This is a genomic window from Paenibacillus glacialis (assembly GCF_001637205.1).
Taxonomy (GTDB): domain Bacteria; phylum Bacillota; class Bacilli; order Paenibacillales; family Paenibacillaceae; genus Paenibacillus_AQ; species Paenibacillus_AQ glacialis.
The window spans coordinates 16,749-35,785 of the sequence record NZ_LVJH01000027.1 but is presented as its reverse complement, the minus strand read 5'-3'; the positions used below and the strand labels follow the sequence as shown (position 1 = coordinate 35,785).

The window sequence follows — 19,037 nt, the reverse complement described above, 5'->3', positions numbered from 1 at the left end:
TGGTAATTTTTGTGTGTTGCATTTGTATTTACAAATCTATAAAAGTAGATATAATGATATACATGGAACCTTTATTGATTTATAAAGCTTTGTCTAACGAGACTCGTAGTCAAATTATGCTATGGTTAAAGAATCCAGAGGAATTCTTTGATGAAAAGGCTTATTTTCAACAAGGCCTCAATTTTCGAATTGGTGTATGCGTGGGAGATATTCAGGCTAAAGCGGGACTTGCTCAGTCTGTAATCTCGAGTTATTTGTTGACTATGCAAAAAGCTGGTTTGTTGGAATCTGAGCGAATTGGGAAATGGACGTACTATCGTCGGAACGAAACGACAATACAGGAATTTTCCGAGTACATTAAAAAGAAACTATAGACAGAAAGGAGGTCTTTTTTTTATTTTTATATATCTATAATTCTGTATATGTAAATATCAATATCAACGGAGGCTTACATTTAAAATGAAAAAGGTTAACCCTTTGCTTATCATTATTCTAGCTTTAGGCGTATTCGGCATTATTACTACTGAAATGGGTATTATAGGTGTTCTACCCCAGGTAACTCAAAAATTTAATATATCGAGTTCACAGGCTGGATGGCTTGTAAGTATATTTGCTTTAGTCGTTGCCATTTCAGGTCCATTCCTGACATTACTCGCTTCTGGTATTAATCGTAAAGTTATTCTATTAACCGCTGTACTTATTTTTGCGATTTCAAATATTGTTTATGCCTATACGACCATGTTTGAAGTGATGCTTATTTTCCGTATTATCCCTGCTATTTTTCATCCCGTCTTTTTTTCGGTTGCTCTTGTGACCGCAGCCCAACTTGTCCCTCCGGAAAAGAGCACTAAAGCAGTTACAAAGGTTTTCGCCGGAATAACGGTCGGATTTGCTTTTGGTGTACCTTTGACTTCTTATCTCGCGGATAAAATTTCGTTAGAAGTCGCTTTCCTGTTTGGAGCTGTTGTAAGTATAATTGCCTTTGTAGGGATACTAGCTTGGCTTCCTTCCATGCCTGTTAAAGAAAAAATGTCTTACGGCAAGCAACTTGGTATATTACGCAAACCCCTATTATGGTTAAATGTTGTGACAGTTATTTTTATCTTTGCAGCTATGTTTTCTGTGTACAGCTACTTTGCTGAATATCTTGGACAAGTGACACATATGAACGGGTCATGGATTAGTATCATGTTGATGGCCTTTGGTATAATCATGATTTTTGGGAATTTTTTATTTGGGGGCCTTTTGCATAAAAGTATTACAAAGACCGTCATCATGTTTCCACTACTATATGCGGTAACTTACCTATTCGTTTATTATCTAGGTTCTTATTTCATTCCGATGATTATTATCATAATCATTTGGGGGGCAGTGCATTCCGGCGGACTCATTGTCAGTCAAGCATGGTTAACGACTGAGGCGAGAGAAGCTCCCGAATTCGGTAACAGCTTGTTTATTTCATTCTCCAATCTTGGAATTACTATAGGGACTTCTATCGGTGGTTGGTTTATTTCTCACTCGGGAATACATCAACTCATCTGGATCGGAATTATGTTTTCACTGCTTGCTTTCTTATCGATCATGATAAAATTAAAAATTTCCAAATCAAGCGAGAGAGGAAGAAAAGGTATAATGAATTAACAGAACACTATAGCTTAATTCAATGATTTCCCGAATAAACCAAGATGGGGATTTTTTCTGAAGTTCACAAATAACACTGGATGAAAATCAAATTCTAGAGAATGAACAGTGGAGTGGACATCTAATGTTTTTTATATCATACTGTGTTTGGATGAACACCAATCGTTGTTATTAACGAATGGTGTTCTTTTTTTTAACTCGTCTTTAGTCTAGGAAGGAACTAGACCTTGGACAATAAATAAGCCAACCTTTAGTCCATTCTGTTTCCTAGTAATTATCAAGTATGCTAAGCTATAGTAAATCTGAAGCTTAAAAGGAGCTAATAATGACAACACCTATTGTTCAAATTCGAAACGTCACTAAAAAAATTGGAAGAAAAACCATTATCGATCAACTGAGTTTTGAAGTTCCGAAGGGTGAGGTATTTGGTTTTCTTGGACCCAATGGTGCTGGGAAAACTACAACCATTCGAATGATGGTCGGGTTAATGAAAATCAGTAAGGGAGAAATACTCATTGATGGTCACAGCATTACTAATAACTTTGAAGACGCTATAGCTAAAGTAGGTGCCATTGTTGAAAATCCAGAAATGTATAAATATTTGACAGGATATCAGAATTTAGTTCATTTTGCGAGAATGTCGCCAAACGTAACGAAGGAGCGGATCAAAGAAGTAATTACTTTGGTTGCATTGGAGAATCGGATTCATGATAAAGTCAAAACGTATTCGTTAGGCATGCGCCAAAGATTGGGTGTAGCCCAAGCACTTTTACATAAACCTGCGTTGTTAATTCTCGATGAGCCAACCAATGGATTAGATCCTGCGGGAATTCGTGAGTTACGTGATTATCTACATAAGCTGACCCGAGAGGAAGGTATTTCAGTGGTAGTATCCAGTCACCTTTTATCTGAAATGGAGCTGATGTGTGACCGTGTCGCTATTATTCAGAATGGTAAGTTGATAGATATACGCTTAATCAATGATTATTTCAATGATGGGGAACAGAACAAAGTCGCTATTGAAGTGGATCAACTTGAGCGGGCATTAGAGATCTTACAAACAATACCTGCATTCGGTGCAACTACAATAGAAACACATCTTGAGTTAACTGTGGGACGTGAGCAAATTGCGGAAGTGGTTGTTCTCATGGTTCAAAATGGAATCAAGGTATATAGTATTAAACCAATGACACAATCACTAGAAGATAAATTCTTGGAAATGACGGGGAGTGATCAAATTGTTTAATCTGCTTCGAAATGAAAATATGAAAATTTACCGTCGTCTTCGTACTTGGATGTTAATTGGGATACTAATTGCTTTAACCAGTACGGTTCTTATCCTCATTCACAATTATACCCCATCATTACAAGATGGTAATTGGCAAGCTGAGACACAACAGGAAATTGTCCATTTAAAAAATAGTATGGCAGATAATAAACTTCCTGATGAGATAAAATCTGATTTGGCGGATCGTCAACTGCTAGCTGAATACCGGATTACGAATAACATACCGCCTACTGAACATTCCATATGGGGCGGAGTTTTGAATGCAGCCAATTTAATCATCATTGTTACTATATTTACAGTAATCATAGCTGCTGATAGTGTTGCTGGAGAATTTGGCGGAGGAACCATTAAGCTACTATTGATACGACCAGCTAGTCGTTCGAAAGTATTACTATCCAAGTATATTTCAGTTTTTGCTTTTTCTGTTATGTTATTAGGCGTTTTATTTAGTTCTTCATTTCTCTTATGGGGGTTTATGGAGGGGTTCGAGAATATAGACATACCTTACATCTTTGTGGGTCAGGATCATATTGTTCATGAGGCTAACATTGTCGGCCATGTTCTAAGTACTTATGGTTATATGTGCGTCGAATTAATTATGATGGTCACGTTGGCCTTTATGCTGTCAACAGTATTTCGCAGTAGCTCGCTTGCAATTAGCTTATCTTTAGGAGTCATGTTTGTAGGAGCTACCATCGCTGGATTATTATCTCGCTATAGCTGGGCTAAGTATCTTTTATTTACCAATACTGATTTAACCCAATATTTGAACGATAAACCAATGATAGAAGGAATGACTCTACCATTTTCGATTACCGTACTAATTATTTATTTCATAGTATTTAATCTATTATCTTGGTTTATTTTTAAGAAAAGGGATGTTGCATCTTAAGTTCTGTGTATTGATTAATATGTCACAAAATTAACCTAATAATAACACGTCTTAAAAAAGATCCGCGAAAGCGGGTCTTTTACATTTACAATACGAGAGAATGAGATCAAGTTCTTGAGATCCGATGATAGTTGAATGTTTGGAATGTGATTAAGCATAAATATCAAGTAGTTTCAGCAGTCTTACTTTAATATATTGCCTAAGCTGTTCAGGTTCTAATATTTCCACATGATCAATGATTTCGAGTACAATCTGGCATGCAGCTTCGTAGCTATACATTTCAGCCGTAATTAGACGATGATCGGAATACTGTTGCGTATGAAGGATTTCTAATTTATGCAGAAAATTCTTATTGGTCTTAGTTACTTTGAGTTTTACTAGATAATGTTCAATATTTTTGCGAGACTGTTTGAAATTAGTTTCTTGTTTTTTCCAGTGGTCCTCTATTGAGAAATATTGCGGGGACTCAAATATCTCCTCCTGTAGTTCTGCTTTTATAATTCTCTGGCATTTAAATGTACGAATTTCCTTTGCTTCTTCACAGAATGCTACAAGGTACCACTCAGTCTTTTTAACTACAAGTCCGTATGAATGTAACGTTCGGGACGAGGAATCCCCATTCACCTTACTGTATACAATTCTTATTTTCTGAGAACGTAATACCGCTACTCTCAATATTTCTAGGGATGGAATTATCTCACGTTCTGTCCACCATGGCGTATCGTCAAAATAAAACCGGGCTTTTACTTTTTGAATGTCAGTTTGATAGGACTGTGGTAATGTTTGCTCCAATTTCAGCAATGTATTTTTCAGCTTTAAACCGGATTCCGTTTTTCCATCTGAATATATTCCAATACCCGTTAAGTATAAATTGATAACATCGTCGATATGCAGTTGTTTAGGATTTACTGCATATCCTTCCATGAGGTAGACGCCGCCGTTTGAACCTGAAGTAGTGGCAATCGGGATTCCTGCTTCGGCCAGAGCATCGATATCTCTATAAATGGAGCGAGTTGAGGTTTCTAAAGCGTCGGCGAGTTCTTTCGCTTTTATTTTCCCTCTTGATTCGATTAACAACAATATACCAATCAGTCTATGTAATCTCATAAAAGCACCTCCGCTATTGTTGCCAATATGGTGTCAACAATAGAAGTATATCATAGAGATATGTTAAGGAGGCGAGTCAATGAATTTAGAGGGCCAATAATAATATGATTCAGGAAAGTGTTCAAATGTAATTTTAAAGTTGATTGTCAGAACTCAAAAAAATGGAGGTTTTTGTGTGGTTAAAGTAGGAATATTGGGAACGGGGTTTGGAAGACAGCATGCAGAATTATATAAAAAAATGACAGGTTTTGAGGTGGTTTTAATATATGGTAGGGATGAAAATAAATTAAGAGAAATAAATAAGACACTTAACATAGAAACTACCACAGATATATATGAAATATTAAAAAATGAGGAGATCGACTTAGTCGATATTTGCTTACCTACCTCTCTACATACGAAATGGGCAATTGAAGCTTTAAAGCATCATAAGCATGTTTTTTGTGAAACACCACTATCTTATCAAATAGATGAGGGTGAAGAAATTCTAAATATTTCAGAAGAATATCAAAGAAATGTATTTGTGGATTTGTTTTATAAATTTTCGACTCCGCATCATATAACGATAAACAAAATCAAAAACCTTGAATTTGGGGAGGTAAAATCTTTTCGTTCGTATAATAGAACGGCTCCAAATTGGGGCGACCTGGGATTGCAAAAAAATGTTTCCGATTTCCACATCCATAATTTTGATTTCTTGATTGAGATTCTGGGAATGCCTGAAAATGTCCTTTCTAATGGCATAGACTTGGGGGACCAATCAATCGCAATCACAACGTTAAATTATAATAATAAATTCGCAGTTGTTGAGAGTTACACAAATTTGCCAAAGAATTCTCCATTTTATATAGGATTTGAGGTTATTTGTGAACAAGGTTCTATCAAGTTTGATGCTGAATATGGGGTGAACACAAAAGAAGAATTTGTGATTTATTATAGTGATGGAAGCAAGGAAGTATTAAATCCTCAAATGAAGGATGATTATGAACAAGTCATACATCATATTAGCGATTGTTTGGAAATGAAGAAAAAAAGTGGGCTTCTCGATATTACATCCGCAATTCAGGTTATAAAGATAAAGGACGCCGTATTAAAGTCTTTAGAAGCCAAAAAATCTATTCACATAGGTGGAAGTTTAACGTAGAAAACCCCGCATGGTATATTCGATAAATCGTGAAAATGTTACTTTTAGGTGGTAATGTGTGAACATAGAGACGAAAACTGAGAAATGATATAATCATGAGGGTTACAACTATCTGCGGTTCTACAAAATTCCGAGAAAGGCTGTTGGCATGATCGAGAGCCTTTGTTGAGAACAATATTGGAGGCAGTTCAATGAGTGAACGTTACCGAATTACAAGAGCACTTCAGGAAAATGGGAATTCGGCGCAAACAATATCTTAGGAAGGCGGATCAATATGAAATTTTTTATCTACCTTGGTATTGTTCTCATTTTTGTTTCAGGTCTTTGCATTGGAGCGTGGACGACGGGTAACCAACAAAGACGTAATTTTTATTCAGAGCCTAAGGAAGGCCGTAAAATAAAGAACAAAGTTGCGACATGGTCAGCTTTAGTGGGAGTCGGTTCGTTTGCTATTGCTGGTTTAATGTATTTAATATGCTAACCGAATAATTATCAATTCATAATGTAATGGGTAATCATGAGAAAAATGGACAAGGTCACCAGAAAACAGCTGATGACCCTGTCCATTTCCATATTCTTCATATTACTTACAAAGAACTTTATGCGAGGATTTTCTTATTGTTAGATTAAAGTAATGATAACCATGACCCAGCCAATCAAAAATGCCACGCCACCTAATGGAGTGATAGCACCTAGCTTACGAATTCCGCTTAGACTTAAAGCATACAAGCTACCTGAGAATAAGATAATCCCAGCGAAAAGGAACCATCCTGCCATCACGATAAGAGAAGCGTTGGAAGAACTATTTGCCAGTAGACCGAGTATCAATAGTCCAAGGGCGTGAGCGATGTGATATTGTATTCCTGTTTCGTATACCTTCATCATATCTGGGGTTAATTTCATCTTTAATGCATGGGCTCCAAAAGCTCCTAATGCAACAGCAAGGAACATCAATATACTTCCGAGTAGCAATAATGTATTCAACGATAACCCTCCCTAATTCAATCTGTTATGTAAGCAGCTAGCATATCACACCATGAAGTGTCTGACAATTTCCCTATCGATCTCGAGTGTATCATGTATATAGTTGAATAGACTAGCTTTAATCTATATTATTTACCATGGGAGATAAGGACTAAGATTATCATAAAAGGAGAATGTAATCACCTATGAAACGAGTACCACGAATGATTCTGAATGTTGTTTTGATTGTAATCATCTTCTTAGGTTTAAATACTTATATTGGCTGGAATATCTACGTATTCAAGGCACATTATACTACATCAATGTCACCGGTATGGTTCTCTATCGTTTTCACCATTCTGGTATTCTCTTATCTGATAGGTCGATGGGGTAAACATAACCCCGTAGGTCGCTTACTCAAAGTAATAGGCTCATATTATTTAGCCCTTATGGAATTTATGATTATTTTATTGCCGTTCGCAGATATCTCAGCATGGTTGTTACAAAGAGTAGGGTACTCAGAATCCTTTTATATTCCTGTTGTCGGTTGGACGACGACTATATTGTTAATTATTCTCTTCATCTGGGGATCGTATAACGCTTGGAGTCCGATCCTTCGGACCTATCATGTACCGATCTCTAAAAAAGCTAGTGTTAACCGGAAGCTAACTATCGCCGTAGCATCAGATATCCACTTAGGCAATATTGTAGGGAATCGCCATCTAAAGCGTCTCATCAAAGGGATAAATCAAATGAAACCTGACCTTATTCTTTTACCGGGGGATATTATCGATGACTCTATTGAGCCATTTATGCGGAATTCGATGTCGGAAAGTCTGAAACAACTACATGCAACTTATGGCGTATATGCCGTATTAGGAAACCATGAGTATTATGGTGGAAACATCGAACAATATATCAAAGAGATGAGTTTAATTGGTATCCGTGTACTACGCGATGAAACAGTTTCTATAGAGAATGCTGATATTATTGTTGCAGGTCGGAAGGACAAATCGGCAGAAAGCATGGATCCGGAAGGGCGCGTTAGCATAGAAAAGCTTCTTGAGCCTTCGGATAAATCGAAGCCGATCATTGTCATGGATCATCAGCCTTATGGTTTTCAACAAGCTGCTGAAGCGGGAGCGGATATTCTATTGTGTGGACATACGCATCGTGGGCAATTTGCACCAAATCATTGGGTTACTCGTCGACTGTTCGAGTTAGACTGGGGTTATATGCTTAAACATAGTATGCATGTCGTCGTTTCATCAGGATTTGGCACTTGGGGACCCCCAATTCGGCTTGCTAGTCGATCTGAAATCATCAGGTTAGATGTGGATCTAGAGGGGTAACAAATCTGAAAAAGGGTGTCCCCAATGTCATTATTGAAATGACTAGGGACACTCCTTTTTATTATTTAACAGCTTTAATTACAGCCGATGTGATGTAATTATCGACATTAGCACCGGGCACCCAGTCTTTAATAAAGGATCTAGACTCATCTTTAGGCTCGATTGAAATATCAGAAAATCCGCTTTGCTGAAGCATCGCTGTAAGTTCAATAATGGATGAAGCACCGGAGATGCATCCGGAGTACAAATCATTCATATCATTTTTAATTGCGGGTGGAAGTTCCGTAGTCGTGACGATGTCGGAAATGGCAAGACGACCACCTTGCTTAAGTACACGATAGGCTTCATTAAATACCTGTTGTTTATCCGGAGAGAGATTAATGACACAGTTCGAAATAATGACGTTCACCGTATTGTCTGCGGCAGGCAGGTGTTCAATCTCTCCAAGACGAAATTCCGTATTATGAAATTCACCTTTAATGGCATTGGCCCGAGCTTTACTAACCATTTCGGGTGTCATATCTACACCGATCACTCGACCGGTAACCCCAACTTGGCGTGAAGCTAGGAAGCAATCAAAACCACCACCGCTACCAAGATCCAGAACGATTTCACCATCGCTCAATGAAGCAATCGCTTGTGGATTACCGCAACCCAAGCCCATATTTGCACCTTCAGGAACAGCAGACAATTCATCATTGGAATATCCTAATTGCGATGAAATGGCTTTGAAATCTGTGGGTATGTCGCAACAACTCTCAGCTGAACTGCTTGAAGAATGTACTGGTACTTCATTGACTGCGATTTGTTGATATCGACTTCTAACATTCTGGCGGATTTGATCATTGGTTAATTTACTCATAAATAAACACTCCTTGTAATGGTTAAATAGAAAGCAACTGTGCTATTTACTCGAGATTTAATAGTTGTATAATGCAAATATATAATAAAGGGGATCACCCTTTAACAGGTGCACAACATCGACTTGATTTCCCCATAGCTTCATTCAATATTTGAACCGAACGTAGTACGGATTCTTTCTCAAATTCTGTCATGAAGGAAAAGACTTCTTCCAGATAATCGTTCATTTGTTGATCGATCATGGTAGCAATCATTTTTCCTTCCGTTGTTAGAGAGAGGGTAAAGACTCTTCGGTCTGTGGGATCTGGCATTTTTCTTACTAAATTCATCTTAATGAGGGATTGTATTTGCCGACTAAAAGTTGTAATATCCGTTCCTAGTGTTTCTGCGATCTGCTGCATGGAAGGGTTGTGCTGAACATCGATTTCATATAACAAATGACTCTGGGTGAGTGAGATATCACAACCACCGACACTACAACAATTTTTGTTAAGTAACCCAAACCGACGGGTCATGATCTGAAATAACTCTCGTGTATTTTCCATTTGGTATCACCTCAGGACTCAGTTTACCGTGTGTATTTGCACTTTGCAAGTAATTATTTAGTTCTTGTACAAATACAGTTGTAGAGATAGTATATAAGCATATGCTTATATATGAAGTTGAAGTTGAAGTTGAAGGAGGAGAGGTTGTGGAGGAACTATCTAATATTGCAGACAACTTGAAGCTTCTAGGCGACAAAACACGTCTCGCTATGCTGTCACTTTTGAAAGAACGTGAATGGTGTGTCTGTGAGTTCGTTGAAATCTTTGATATTTCACAACCTGCGATTAGCCAGCATCTAAAGAAATTGAAGGCACAGGGTATAGTGAAAGAGAATAAACGAGGACAATGGGTGTTCTATTCACTTCATATTGAAGACAAAGCCTACATTCAAGCTGTTCTTGATCAAATGCCTGATTCAAAGACAATATTATCTCAATTGAACAAAACACAGATTAACGTCGTATGTGAGTAAAGTAAAGTAGTGAAATTAACTTAAATGATTCACACAATAATGGAGGTTTGGGTAGTGAGTTCTGTAATATTAGCAATCATTATATTTGTAATAACATTAGTTTTTGTCATCTGGCAGCCTAGAAATTTATCGATTGGATGGTCTGCATGTGGCGGAGCTATATTGGCATTACTCGCAGGTGTAGTAAGTTTCAGTGATGTTCTGGATGTAACCCTAATTGTATGGAATGCTACTTTAGCTTTTATCGCGATTATTCTGATTTCATTGATTTTGGACAAAATCGGATTCTTCGAATGGGCTGCATTACATATGGCACGAGCTGCTCGAGGTAATGGGATTCGGATGTTCATATATGTCACCATACTTGGAGCGATCGTTGCTGCATTCTTCGCAAATGATGGTGCAGCCTTAATATTGACTCCGATTGTACTTGCGATGGTTAGAGCACTGAATTTTGATGAGAAAAAAGTATTCCCTTTCATAATTGCAAGTGGATTTATCGCGGATACAACCTCATTGCCACTAGTAGTTAGTAATTTAGTTAATATTGTTTCAGCAGATTTCTTTGGCATAACATTTATGGAATACGCAGGTCGCATGATCGTACCGACACTCTTCTCGTTGGTAGCTAGCATCTTGGTGCTTTACTTCTTCTTTAGAAAAAGCATTCCGAGAAAGTTCGATGCAACCCAGCTACGAAATCCAGCTGATGCTATCAAAGACAAGAAGATGTTCAAGCTATCATGGATCGTTCTCGCCGTACTCTTAGTCGGATATTTCGCAAGTAGTTTATTGAATATTCCTGTATCGGTTGTAGCTGGAGTTATTGCGATCCTATTCTTATTGATGGCGAGAAGAAGTCCGTTCGTACCAACGAAAGAAGTAATTAAAGGAGCTCCATGGGCGATTGTGTTCTTCTCCATCGGGATGTATGTCGTGGTGTATGGGCTACGCAATGCTGGACTTACTGATCTGTTGGGTAGTGTGATTCAGGGGGCCGCCGATCAAGGGCTATTCATAGCCACGATGTCTATGGGCTTTATAGCTGCGTTTATTTCATCTATCATGAACAACATGCCAACGGTGTTGATTGATGCACTGGCCATAGATGCTACGAATACGACTGGCGTTATCAAGGAAGCTTTGATCTATGCGAATATCATTGGATCTGATCTAGGTCCGAAGATTACTCCAATTGGTTCGCTGGCCACGCTGTTGTGGCTCCATGTTCTATCAACCAAAGGGATAAAGATCCCATGGGGAGTGTACTTTAAGACTGGAATAATATTGACTATTCCAACGTTGTTTATCACACTCTTGGGCCTATATTTATGGTTGATAATAATATAATTCATAAGGCCTAACTCATGCAGGAGAGTTGAATAAATTAATTTTAAATTTTCTTACAGAAGGAGGAGGAATATTGGATAAATTCCTAAAGCAACTGAGAGAGTTTCAGGAATGGGAAATAAGGGCGGTTCTTAATGATGTTTTGAATATGACGGCACTTACTGCCTCCCAAGAAAAAGGGGAGGAGAGGATGCTTGCAGACGGAATAATGAAGTTGTGGGACGACCATCTAGAAGAAGCACGCAAACGCCGCGTAGAAGTTGAAGAACTTCAGAGTACTGTCCATCTTGTGTTCGGTCTGTCCGATGCAGGTTCCTTGAAAGTAACCCTTAGCGAACTAGGTAGACGCGAAGAGAATAAAGTTCTGGCGTTTAACGACCTGTTTTCCATCGGACCCATTATGCATTTAGATAAGGCGGAAGGACAGCAGCGCAGGATGCATTGGCTAATGGAACGGTTTACTGTTTATAAATTCGATCGCTTTATTAACCAAGAGCAACAAATAGGGAGCATGATAGAAACGATAGCGAGTATTCCTGAACATAAGTCTGTTACCATTTGGTGCGGTGACAATTCCCATGATCAGACTGGCTTACGTTTTGCATTGTATCTTTTGAAGGAACGGAAGCAGCCTGTCAGCGTTGTGAATGTATCGGAAGTCTCCATGGAAATCCCGACGTACACGAAAGAGGAATTGACGCCCTATGCGCAGGGTTTAATTGAACAAGATATTTATAAAGAGATTGTCAAAAGATGCAATGGTGTTATGCCTTTGGACGCTGACCGGAGGCGGTGCTATGAATCGGAATGGTTAGAGATTTCGAGTCAGGGGCATATGTTGCGCTTATGGCAGGACGGAGAGATCAAGGGCCGGGAAGAGGATGAACTGGATAATATCATCTTAAGCGCGATTACTAAACTTAAAGAGGAAGAGAACAGTGATGGGTTCGTCAAGGCAGGTAGTGTTGTGGCCAAAGTATTCGAAAATTTACAGCAGCTTGTCGGGGACCAATTTATTGAGTACAGGATGTGGACTTTAATTAGCGATGGTATTCTGACATTCAAAGGGCTTCCAGGCGCAATGCATCAGTATTCAGTTCGAATTCTGTGACATCAGCATGAAGAATGTATTGAAAATATTGGAATTACCATGTGTAAGTATATATAACGAAATACTATGTGTGACTGGCGTAAACATCAAAAACTATAAGGGAGTACATAGATAAAAATCCGTATACCTGGGCAAAGTATTTGATCTATGATCAAGTGCTTTTTTGTTTTTTATAGAATATACAAAGGCAGGTGTTAGGTTTATGAAGATAGCATTTATATTATCTGATGGAATGACAACACTTGATATAACAGAAGATATAAGATCGTTTTCAATAATAAAATAAATAATAGACCTTCTGAGAAGCCAAAAGGTCTATTATTGTTCAATTTATCCTTAAGGTGATCAAAGATTGGTATACCAGTTCAATGATCGTAGGATATGTGTTATGGATGTTCTTTCGTTATTCTTGATTCTGTGATCTGTTCTCAGCGGACGGATGTTCTTCAAACACCTCAGCTGCTTCTTCTGCAGAGAATTCCGTGTCAAATTTACCCGCAAGAGGTAATTTGTTTAATTTTGTTGTTTGCACTTCTGCTTTAGAAGGTTGATTGTTTCTTGAGTTGCTCATGTAGACACCTCCTTTAGTTTGTACAACATGCTGTAGTTTACCAAAAAGGCGAAGATATTATACAAATTGGAATTTTGATTTTAAAGTAGATGGTAAAAAGGCAAGCGAAGCGATCTATTCACGTAAACTGCAAACGAGCGCTGAGTTCCAACAAAAGACCGGAATCCCGTTGGAAAAACTCGTTATTACGCCACTGGAAATTGATGTTAATATACCAAAAGACGAATCACTGGAATTTCCTAAAGAAGGAGAAGTCAGTTATAACACGGTACGGCTAGTTGTAGGTGACAAAGAGATTAAAGGTGATTACTACTTAAAGGGCGTTGACCCGAAAAATTATCAACATATGTACCTGTTCCAGTCACCGGAATGGTACAAAGACTGGTCTCAAGTTCCGATCAAGCTTATCTTGAAAGATGCTTTTGTTAGAAAATACGATCCGTCCAAGAACTGGATCACGTTGAGCCAACCGGTTGAGAAGAAGCAGTCAACTCAGCTAACAGTGGAGGATTATAATGTCCATTTTACTTACTATACAGACGGTAAAGACTTGATCGTGGAATCAGAGTCAGACTCTCTCCAGGGTTCAAGAGCGTAGGTCAAACCTTGATGCGTATTAACGGCGAAAGAGTGTATCCGGAAAGCATGTTTAAGGGAATGGTATCAACGAGAGTAAATCTGGATCGTTACAAAAACGTTGCTATGGACGGAAAGTTGGAGCTTAATCCGGGAAGTTACAGCTATTATGATTCGAGCAGGGACATGGAAGTGGAACTTAATTAGAGATGAACTTGTTATATTAAGTAAATGGATAGAGAGTCAGATGTTTTCTGACGGCTCTATCCATTTTTTTGAACTCATAAGTTAACATTTTATACTAAGTGGATGACATCCTTAAGCCAAGATATTATTCTTTATATGACTCAGCAATGGCATTTATGGAGGAAGTTATTATCTTTTCTCTAGAAATGAAACTTTTTTGGTGGATCAAGATAACCTAATCACGATCTGCTGAAACATTCCAAACTGTCAAAAATATAACGATGATATTAAAAAAGAGAAAGGTACCTTCAAGTGTATCCGTGGCATGGATTCTCTCCAATACGAGATCTGGATTAAAGAACCAATTCCCATGAGGTACATGATAGGTGGTAAAGAGTAAATAACAAATATTTACTCGAGGTCGACGAAACAAAATTCATTTTATCAAAGTATTAATTCTAAGCCTGATGTGATTTCTCCATAATTGAGGAATTACTTTTTATTCTTTATCGATGGGATTACTCAACTTGTCTTGATAATAATCAAATATAACATTCCCAGTGGTTGATTTTACGGCATAGAAAATGTCATGAATTGCTTTATCTTTATTTATTATTTGTTGCATCAGCCATTCCTCTGATATATTATTCTCCTTTAAATTTTTATGCATGATTTGTCCATCCATTATTAATTCAATCGGGAGGATAGAATGACCAGATGTAATATGTAAATCTTGTTTAGTTACGGTCAGAAATGGCTCTTTCTTCTTTACGGATAGCTGTCCATTCGTCTCTAAAATGGCATAGTCTACCTCATCTAGATTAAATACTTCCTTTTCTCTTAAAGATTGGTTAAGGGAGTCCATCGTGTAATGTAGTTTTCGCATGTTCCCTTCAAGAATATTTCCTTTATCAATAACTACTGTCGGTGCCCCTGCTAGCCAATGTCTTGTTCTCTGAAACTTCAGAGCTACCGCAGATGAAACATAGGAAATGAGAGTTAAGATAACCAAACACATGAGAAAATACAAAGTATGAAATTGTCTATTAAAAGCCATATTTGCTGCGATCGCCCCCATCATAATTCCAGTTGCGAAATCATGAAAAGTCATATTTGAAATGGTTTGTTTTCCTAAAATTCTTGAAATTAACAATAAGGCTATAAAAGCCAGAATTGTCCTTCCAATCATCTCCATATATTCTTGCACTCTTAAATATCACCTCTTTAGGTAGTATTTTTTGAAATGTTAAGATATGGATCTATTCATTTCCTAATTAACAGAGTCACATACTTTATCATAGAGACGACTTTTCTGTTTTTTTCAAAAGAAATTGGGAAGTGAATGTCTAACTTGAATTTATTGTGTGAGGATGCACGTTTTCTTTTACTGGAATAAGGTAATCCTAATAAGGAAAACCCAACCAGATAAAGGAGGATGAATAACGTAATGAAGAAAAATATTGTATTGGTCAGACTTGGAATGCTTAGTCTGCTATTATTAGTGGCTGCTTTTGTGATCCCACAAGTATTCGCTGATTCGAAAGAGATACAGGTAAAGACCACAATGATTGACACAAAGGGAACAGAGATAGGTACTGCTGTAATAACTCAAAAAGCTGACGGAGTTCAGTTACATATTGAAGCAAAGAATCTTACACCAGGTGCGCATGGGATTCATTTTCATGAAATGGGAAAATGTGAGCCACCTGACTTTAAAACTGCAGGAGCGCATTTGAATCCAGACATGAAGCAACATGGATTTAACAATCCTAAAGGGTTCCATGCTGGCGATCTGCTGAATATTGAAGTCAAAGCCGATGGAACGGTAATGGCTGATTTGGAAAGTAAAACGGTCACACTTAAAAAAGATGAGCCTAACTCTTTGTTGAAGGTCGGTGGATCAGCCCTTGTGATTCATGAGAAGGCCGACGATTATGTAACGGACCCATCAGGTAATTCTGGGGATCGAATTGCGTGTGGTGTTATCAAAGAATAATGTTCTGATGTATTAGAAAAAAAGACTAAGATCCCGATGGGTGTTTGGTATTATCCCCTTAGGTAGACAGTGAAAAAAGAGTTCATGATATTATGGACCTAATCTGTTGACCGGAGGGTTTTTTTTATGGCTACAAAAGGACAGAAGTTTATAAAGTACTTTGAAGAAATAAAGAAAGAAGTAGTACGGTTGAGAGTTAAGGAGGAACAATCTATCGCTCAAATCAAGGAACGATATGGCATTAAAAGTGATGCACAAATTGTGAACTGGGTACGTAAGTCTCAAGCAGGTGAAACATTTGAAGACTTTCGCGGCCGTTGGAGTAAGAAACATTTTAGTAGTATCGAAGAGGAAAATATGCACCTAAAAGCACAGGTGGAATATCTAAAAAAGCTCAATCCGAATCTACACGGGGAGGAAAGTTGGATAAGCAAACCAAGTACAGGACCATCGAAAAAATGAAACATAACTATTCTATTGTCATGTTATGCGAAATCGCTGAAGTATCGAGGGCAGGGTTCAATAAGTGGAAAGCAAACATTGACTCGCGTAAAGCACGTAGGGAAAAGGATTCCCAACTAAAGGATCATATCTTAGCCATTCATCGACTACGGCCTTTTTTTGGTCGTAAAGTGTCTGTTATCTTTCCTAATATCCTTAATCGTGAATTTACTGCGTCGAGAGCTAGAACCAAACTTGTAACGGATATTACTTATGTACGAATTGGGCATGATTTTGGATCTCTTTAATAATGAGGTTCTAGCTTGGAAACTATCCAACCGCAATGATTTACAACTGGTATTAGACACGGTAAAGGAGTTGGATGCACCAGAAGCGCTTCTATATTCCGACTAAGGGTTTCAATACACCACGAAAACGTATGCTCGTCTCTTAGAAGAAAATACACTTAAAGGAAGCCACTCTTAAATTTGAGTATATTTAGTGTGTTCTTCCCCTGGTAAAAAACCAACCGCCGGCCATGAAAACGAAGAAAAGTACGAGATTAAATCCGACGCCCGCGAGCAGTGAGCCGTTGAATAACAATGCTTCGAAAAAAGAAACAACATGAACGCGTAGCGAAGGAATCGCCGTTCCGGTCGGAATCGCCACAATGAACAGCGCCCACAGCAGCCAACCGACAAGGTGGTAGTAACCGGAGATCAGCATGCTTAGGAGCGCCATCGCCATCAAATAAAAAATGGTTTGGTAGAGAAAAGAACCTGCCACGCCAAATTCATTCCAATGAAATGTTTCAATAAGATTAACGGTGTTCTTGTGGAGCACATTCACTTCAAGCATAGGCCATAAAGAATTGAATAAAGCGATGGCCACTGCCCACACGGCATAAACGAAGTGAAGCCCCCAAAAATATTGTTTTCGGCTTGCACCTAAATGTACGATGCGTTTGTAATAACTAAGCGGAAGTACGATTGCGATAATGAGCAAAATGAGAAGCAGCAGGTTTCCATCCGAAAGTACTGTGTTTTGGCTGCTGTCTGTAAAGAGACCAACAATGAATTCCACCAACCTGCCAAGGAGGATGAAAATAATGACCATCCAGATGTAAATCTTCAATTGCAAATAGGTCGCCTTTAAATGAACGGCCAATGAACCCAATTTAGTGACCTCCTTCGATCAAATACGAGAAAAACTTTTGAAGCGTCAAATTTTCAATAGTAATGTCTAGTTTGCGCGCCTGCAGCCTGTCTCCATCGTTCAACTTTTCGAAAATGGCGGCAAGCTTCCCGTGGCCGTAGGATTCCGTATGTAATACTCGCTTCCCTTCTGTAAACGAAGCCACGGCATCCGAATTTCCACGAATCAAATAAGCTGACATGCGTATTCGATTCATCTCGTCATGAAGCAGGAGTGTCCCCTCATCAATGATATAAACTCGCTCTGCGATTGGGGCGATTTCGTCAATCAAATGCGTAGAAAGTAAAATCGTACGGGGGTGATTGGCGTAATCCTCCAACAGTTCCTTGTAAAACCTTTCCCGCATCAAGACATCAAGTCCAAGCACCGGTTCGTCGAATAATGTCAACGTCGCCCGGCTGGCCAGACCGATGATATTTCCTACGAGCGATTCCGTACCTTTTGAGAGTTGTTTGATTTTTTTGTTTGGATCGAGCTGAAACGTTTGAAGCAGCTTATGAGCAAACGTCCAGTCCCAATTAGGATGGAAATTCGCAGCGAACTGCAAAACCTCGATCAATCGCGCTCCTCCGAATAGTTTGTTGTTCTCCCGTACGAAACAGCAATCTTCCGGAAATGCTCCTTTGCCCAGCTTTTTTCCTCTTACCTCAATGGTGCCGTCGTTCGCAAAGATTCCGCCTGCTATTATGTTAAGCAAGGACGTTTTGCCAGCGCCGTTTCGCCCGAGCAAGCCGTAAATAACGTTTTCCTCCAGTCGCATATCCAGATCCCGTAATGCGTAGGTTCGACCGTATTTTTTGTTTAATTTGTCGCAACTCAGTACGATGCTCACAATAAATTCATTCCTTCTTTAATTGTTTAATCATGTTCATGATATCTTCGGTTGTCAGCTCGAGTTTGTCGGCTTCACAAAGCAGATTGGACAGCAATTCCTTGTAGAAACGATCTCTTCGCTGATTCTGAATCTTTGGTTTGGCATCAGACGAGACATACATGCCAAGCCCTCTTTTTTTATACAAAATACCTTCATTTACGAGCAGGCCGATCCCCTTCACTACAGTCGCAGGATTGATTTGAAACAGCTGAGAAAACTGAGCCACGGAAAGAATCTGCTCGTCCTCTCGGTAAGTTTCGTTCAGGATATCGTCCTCAATTATATCCGCTACTTGTTGAAAAATTGGCTGCTTTTCATCGAAAGTGACGTTCATTACCTCACCACTCAGCATCGTAGTTTGTTATCCATCTAGCAGAAAACCATAACTTATATGCAAACATTTGTCAATAATTAACTGCTCGAAGAGAGTGGGGTGATGTTTTTACATACA

At 38.6% G+C, this 19,037-nt stretch carries 24 protein-coding genes; 15 read left to right on the top strand and 9 right to left on the bottom strand.

Annotation, left to right across the window (positions count from 1 at the left end):
* Positions 1–62: 62 nt before the first annotated feature.
* From PGLA_RS15280 to PGLA_RS15265, 4 genes are all read left to right on the top strand, one after another.
* Complete coding sequence (locus tag PGLA_RS15280; protein WP_068534425.1) at positions 63–374, top strand: ArsR/SmtB family transcription factor; 312 nt, start codon at positions 63–65, stop codon at positions 372–374.
* Between the two features lie 85 nt (positions 375–459).
* Entirely contained in the window at positions 460–1,641 is a 1,182-nt protein-coding gene (locus PGLA_RS15275) for an MFS transporter (RefSeq protein ID WP_068534203.1), read from the top strand.
* Between the two features lie 325 nt (positions 1,642–1,966).
* Positions 1,967–2,887: an ABC transporter ATP-binding protein gene (locus tag PGLA_RS15270; RefSeq protein ID WP_068534201.1), complete on the top strand. Its 921-nt coding sequence runs from the start codon at positions 1,967–1,969 to the stop codon at positions 2,885–2,887.
* Complete coding sequence (locus tag PGLA_RS15265; RefSeq protein WP_068534199.1) at positions 2,880–3,821, top strand: ABC transporter permease; 942 nt, start codon at positions 2,880–2,882, stop codon at positions 3,819–3,821. The genes PGLA_RS15270 and PGLA_RS15265 overlap by 8 nt, the downstream gene beginning before the upstream one ends.
* Before the next feature lie 150 nt (positions 3,822–3,971).
* Here PGLA_RS15265 and PGLA_RS15260 read toward each other — a convergent pair whose 3' ends face one another.
* Positions 3,972–4,928 carry a helix-turn-helix transcriptional regulator gene (locus PGLA_RS15260; protein ID WP_068534197.1) on the bottom strand — a complete coding sequence of 319 codons (957 nt, stop codon included), beginning with the start codon at positions 4,926–4,928 and terminating at the stop codon, positions 3,972–3,974.
* A gap of 175 nt (positions 4,929–5,103) precedes the next feature.
* Between PGLA_RS15260 and PGLA_RS15255 the strand changes: the two genes are divergently transcribed.
* Positions 5,104–6,072, top strand: a complete 969-nt coding sequence (locus PGLA_RS15255) for a Gfo/Idh/MocA family protein (RefSeq protein WP_068534195.1) — start codon at positions 5,104–5,106, stop codon at positions 6,070–6,072.
* Between the two features lie 274 nt (positions 6,073–6,346).
* Entirely contained in the window at positions 6,347–6,553 is a 207-nt protein-coding gene (locus PGLA_RS15250) for a DUF5316 family protein (protein ID WP_068534193.1), read from the top strand.
* Between the two features lie 140 nt (positions 6,554–6,693).
* Here the strand turns inward: PGLA_RS15250 and PGLA_RS15245 are convergent, their stop codons facing one another.
* Positions 6,694–7,056 carry a DUF423 domain-containing protein gene (locus PGLA_RS15245; protein WP_068534191.1) on the bottom strand — a complete coding sequence of 121 codons (363 nt, stop codon included), beginning with the start codon at positions 7,054–7,056 and terminating at the stop codon, positions 6,694–6,696.
* Between the two features lie 185 nt (positions 7,057–7,241).
* On the opposite strand from PGLA_RS15245, the gene PGLA_RS15240 reads away from it, so the two are divergent.
* Positions 7,242–8,387, top strand: coding sequence for a metallophosphoesterase (locus PGLA_RS15240; RefSeq protein WP_068534189.1), 1,146 nt, complete (start codon positions 7,242–7,244; stop codon positions 8,385–8,387).
* Positions 8,388–8,448: 61 nt separating this feature from the next.
* Here PGLA_RS15240 and PGLA_RS15235 read toward each other — a convergent pair whose 3' ends face one another.
* Both PGLA_RS15235 and PGLA_RS15230 read right to left on the bottom strand, forming a co-directional pair.
* Positions 8,449–9,249 (bottom strand): arsenite methyltransferase, encoded by an 801-nt coding sequence (locus tag PGLA_RS15235; protein ID WP_068534187.1) that lies wholly within the window; start codon positions 9,247–9,249, stop codon positions 8,449–8,451.
* A gap of 94 nt (positions 9,250–9,343) precedes the next feature.
* Positions 9,344–9,793, bottom strand: coding sequence for a MarR family winged helix-turn-helix transcriptional regulator (locus tag PGLA_RS15230; protein WP_068534186.1), 450 nt, complete (start codon positions 9,791–9,793; stop codon positions 9,344–9,346).
* Between the two features lie 146 nt (positions 9,794–9,939).
* Here PGLA_RS15230 and PGLA_RS15225 point away from each other — a divergent pair, with 146 nt between their 5' ends.
* From PGLA_RS15225 to PGLA_RS15215, 3 genes are all read left to right on the top strand, one after another.
* A complete protein-coding gene (locus PGLA_RS15225) occupies positions 9,940–10,266 on the top strand; it encodes an ArsR/SmtB family transcription factor (RefSeq protein WP_068534424.1) in 327 nt (108 codons plus the stop codon).
* Positions 10,267–10,320: 54 nt separating this feature from the next.
* Positions 10,321–11,616: an arsenic transporter gene (locus tag PGLA_RS15220; protein ID WP_425415389.1), complete on the top strand. Its 1,296-nt coding sequence runs from the start codon at positions 10,321–10,323 to the stop codon at positions 11,614–11,616.
* A gap of 73 nt (positions 11,617–11,689) precedes the next feature.
* On the top strand, positions 11,690–12,727 hold the full coding sequence (locus PGLA_RS15215) for a DUF1835 domain-containing protein (protein WP_084411142.1): 1,038 nt from the start codon (positions 11,690–11,692) through the stop codon (positions 12,725–12,727).
* 403 nt (positions 12,728–13,130) lie between these two features.
* Here PGLA_RS15215 and PGLA_RS28385 read toward each other — a convergent pair whose 3' ends face one another.
* Positions 13,131–13,298 carry a hypothetical protein gene (locus PGLA_RS28385; protein ID WP_169810198.1) on the bottom strand — a complete coding sequence of 56 codons (168 nt, stop codon included), beginning with the start codon at positions 13,296–13,298 and terminating at the stop codon, positions 13,131–13,133.
* A 169-nt stretch (positions 13,299–13,467) separates the two neighbouring features.
* Between PGLA_RS28385 and PGLA_RS29040 the strand changes: the two genes are divergently transcribed.
* Both PGLA_RS29040 and PGLA_RS29430 read left to right on the top strand, forming a co-directional pair.
* On the top strand, positions 13,468–13,896 hold the full coding sequence (locus PGLA_RS29040; RefSeq protein WP_245699963.1) for a hypothetical protein: 429 nt from the start codon (positions 13,468–13,470) through the stop codon (positions 13,894–13,896).
* A 59-nt stretch (positions 13,897–13,955) separates the two neighbouring features.
* Entirely contained in the window at positions 13,956–14,081 is a 126-nt protein-coding gene (locus PGLA_RS29430) for a hypothetical protein (RefSeq protein WP_281197353.1), read from the top strand.
* Positions 14,082–14,559: 478 nt separating this feature from the next.
* Here PGLA_RS29430 and PGLA_RS15205 read toward each other — a convergent pair whose 3' ends face one another.
* Positions 14,560–15,267, bottom strand: coding sequence for a DUF421 domain-containing protein (locus PGLA_RS15205; RefSeq protein WP_068534184.1), 708 nt, complete (start codon positions 15,265–15,267; stop codon positions 14,560–14,562).
* Positions 15,268–15,507: 240 nt separating this feature from the next.
* Between PGLA_RS15205 and PGLA_RS15200 the strand changes: the two genes are divergently transcribed.
* The 3 genes from PGLA_RS15200 to PGLA_RS29780 all read left to right on the top strand — a co-directional run bounded on the left by PGLA_RS15200 (position 15,508) and on the right by PGLA_RS29780 (position 16,805).
* A complete protein-coding gene (locus PGLA_RS15200) occupies positions 15,508–16,056 on the top strand; it encodes a superoxide dismutase family protein (protein ID WP_068534182.1) in 549 nt (182 codons plus the stop codon).
* A 126-nt stretch (positions 16,057–16,182) separates the two neighbouring features.
* On the top strand, positions 16,183–16,518 hold the full coding sequence (locus PGLA_RS29785) for an IS3 family transposase (protein ID WP_068534180.1): 336 nt from the start codon (positions 16,183–16,185) through the stop codon (positions 16,516–16,518).
* A complete protein-coding gene (locus tag PGLA_RS29780) occupies positions 16,515–16,805 on the top strand; it encodes a hypothetical protein (RefSeq protein WP_068534177.1) in 291 nt (96 codons plus the stop codon). The genes PGLA_RS29785 and PGLA_RS29780 overlap by 4 nt, the downstream gene beginning before the upstream one ends.
* A gap of 190 nt (positions 16,806–16,995) precedes the next feature.
* On the opposite strand, the gene PGLA_RS15185 is transcribed toward PGLA_RS29780, so the two are convergent.
* From PGLA_RS15185 to PGLA_RS15175, 3 genes are read right to left on the bottom strand one after another with little or no spacing between them, the layout of a single operon-like run.
* Entirely contained in the window at positions 16,996–17,673 is a 678-nt protein-coding gene (locus PGLA_RS15185; RefSeq protein ID WP_068534175.1) for a hypothetical protein, read from the bottom strand.
* Position 17,674: 1 nt separating this feature from the next.
* The gene (locus PGLA_RS15180) at positions 17,675–18,544 is read right to left on the bottom strand and encodes an ATP-binding cassette domain-containing protein (protein ID WP_068534172.1); all 870 of its coding nucleotides are present in this window, start codon (positions 18,542–18,544) and stop codon (positions 17,675–17,677) included.
* A gap of 7 nt (positions 18,545–18,551) precedes the next feature.
* Positions 18,552–18,938 carry a GntR family transcriptional regulator gene (locus tag PGLA_RS15175; RefSeq protein ID WP_068534170.1) on the bottom strand — a complete coding sequence of 129 codons (387 nt, stop codon included), beginning with the start codon at positions 18,936–18,938 and terminating at the stop codon, positions 18,552–18,554.
* Positions 18,939–19,037: the final 99 nt, after the last annotated feature.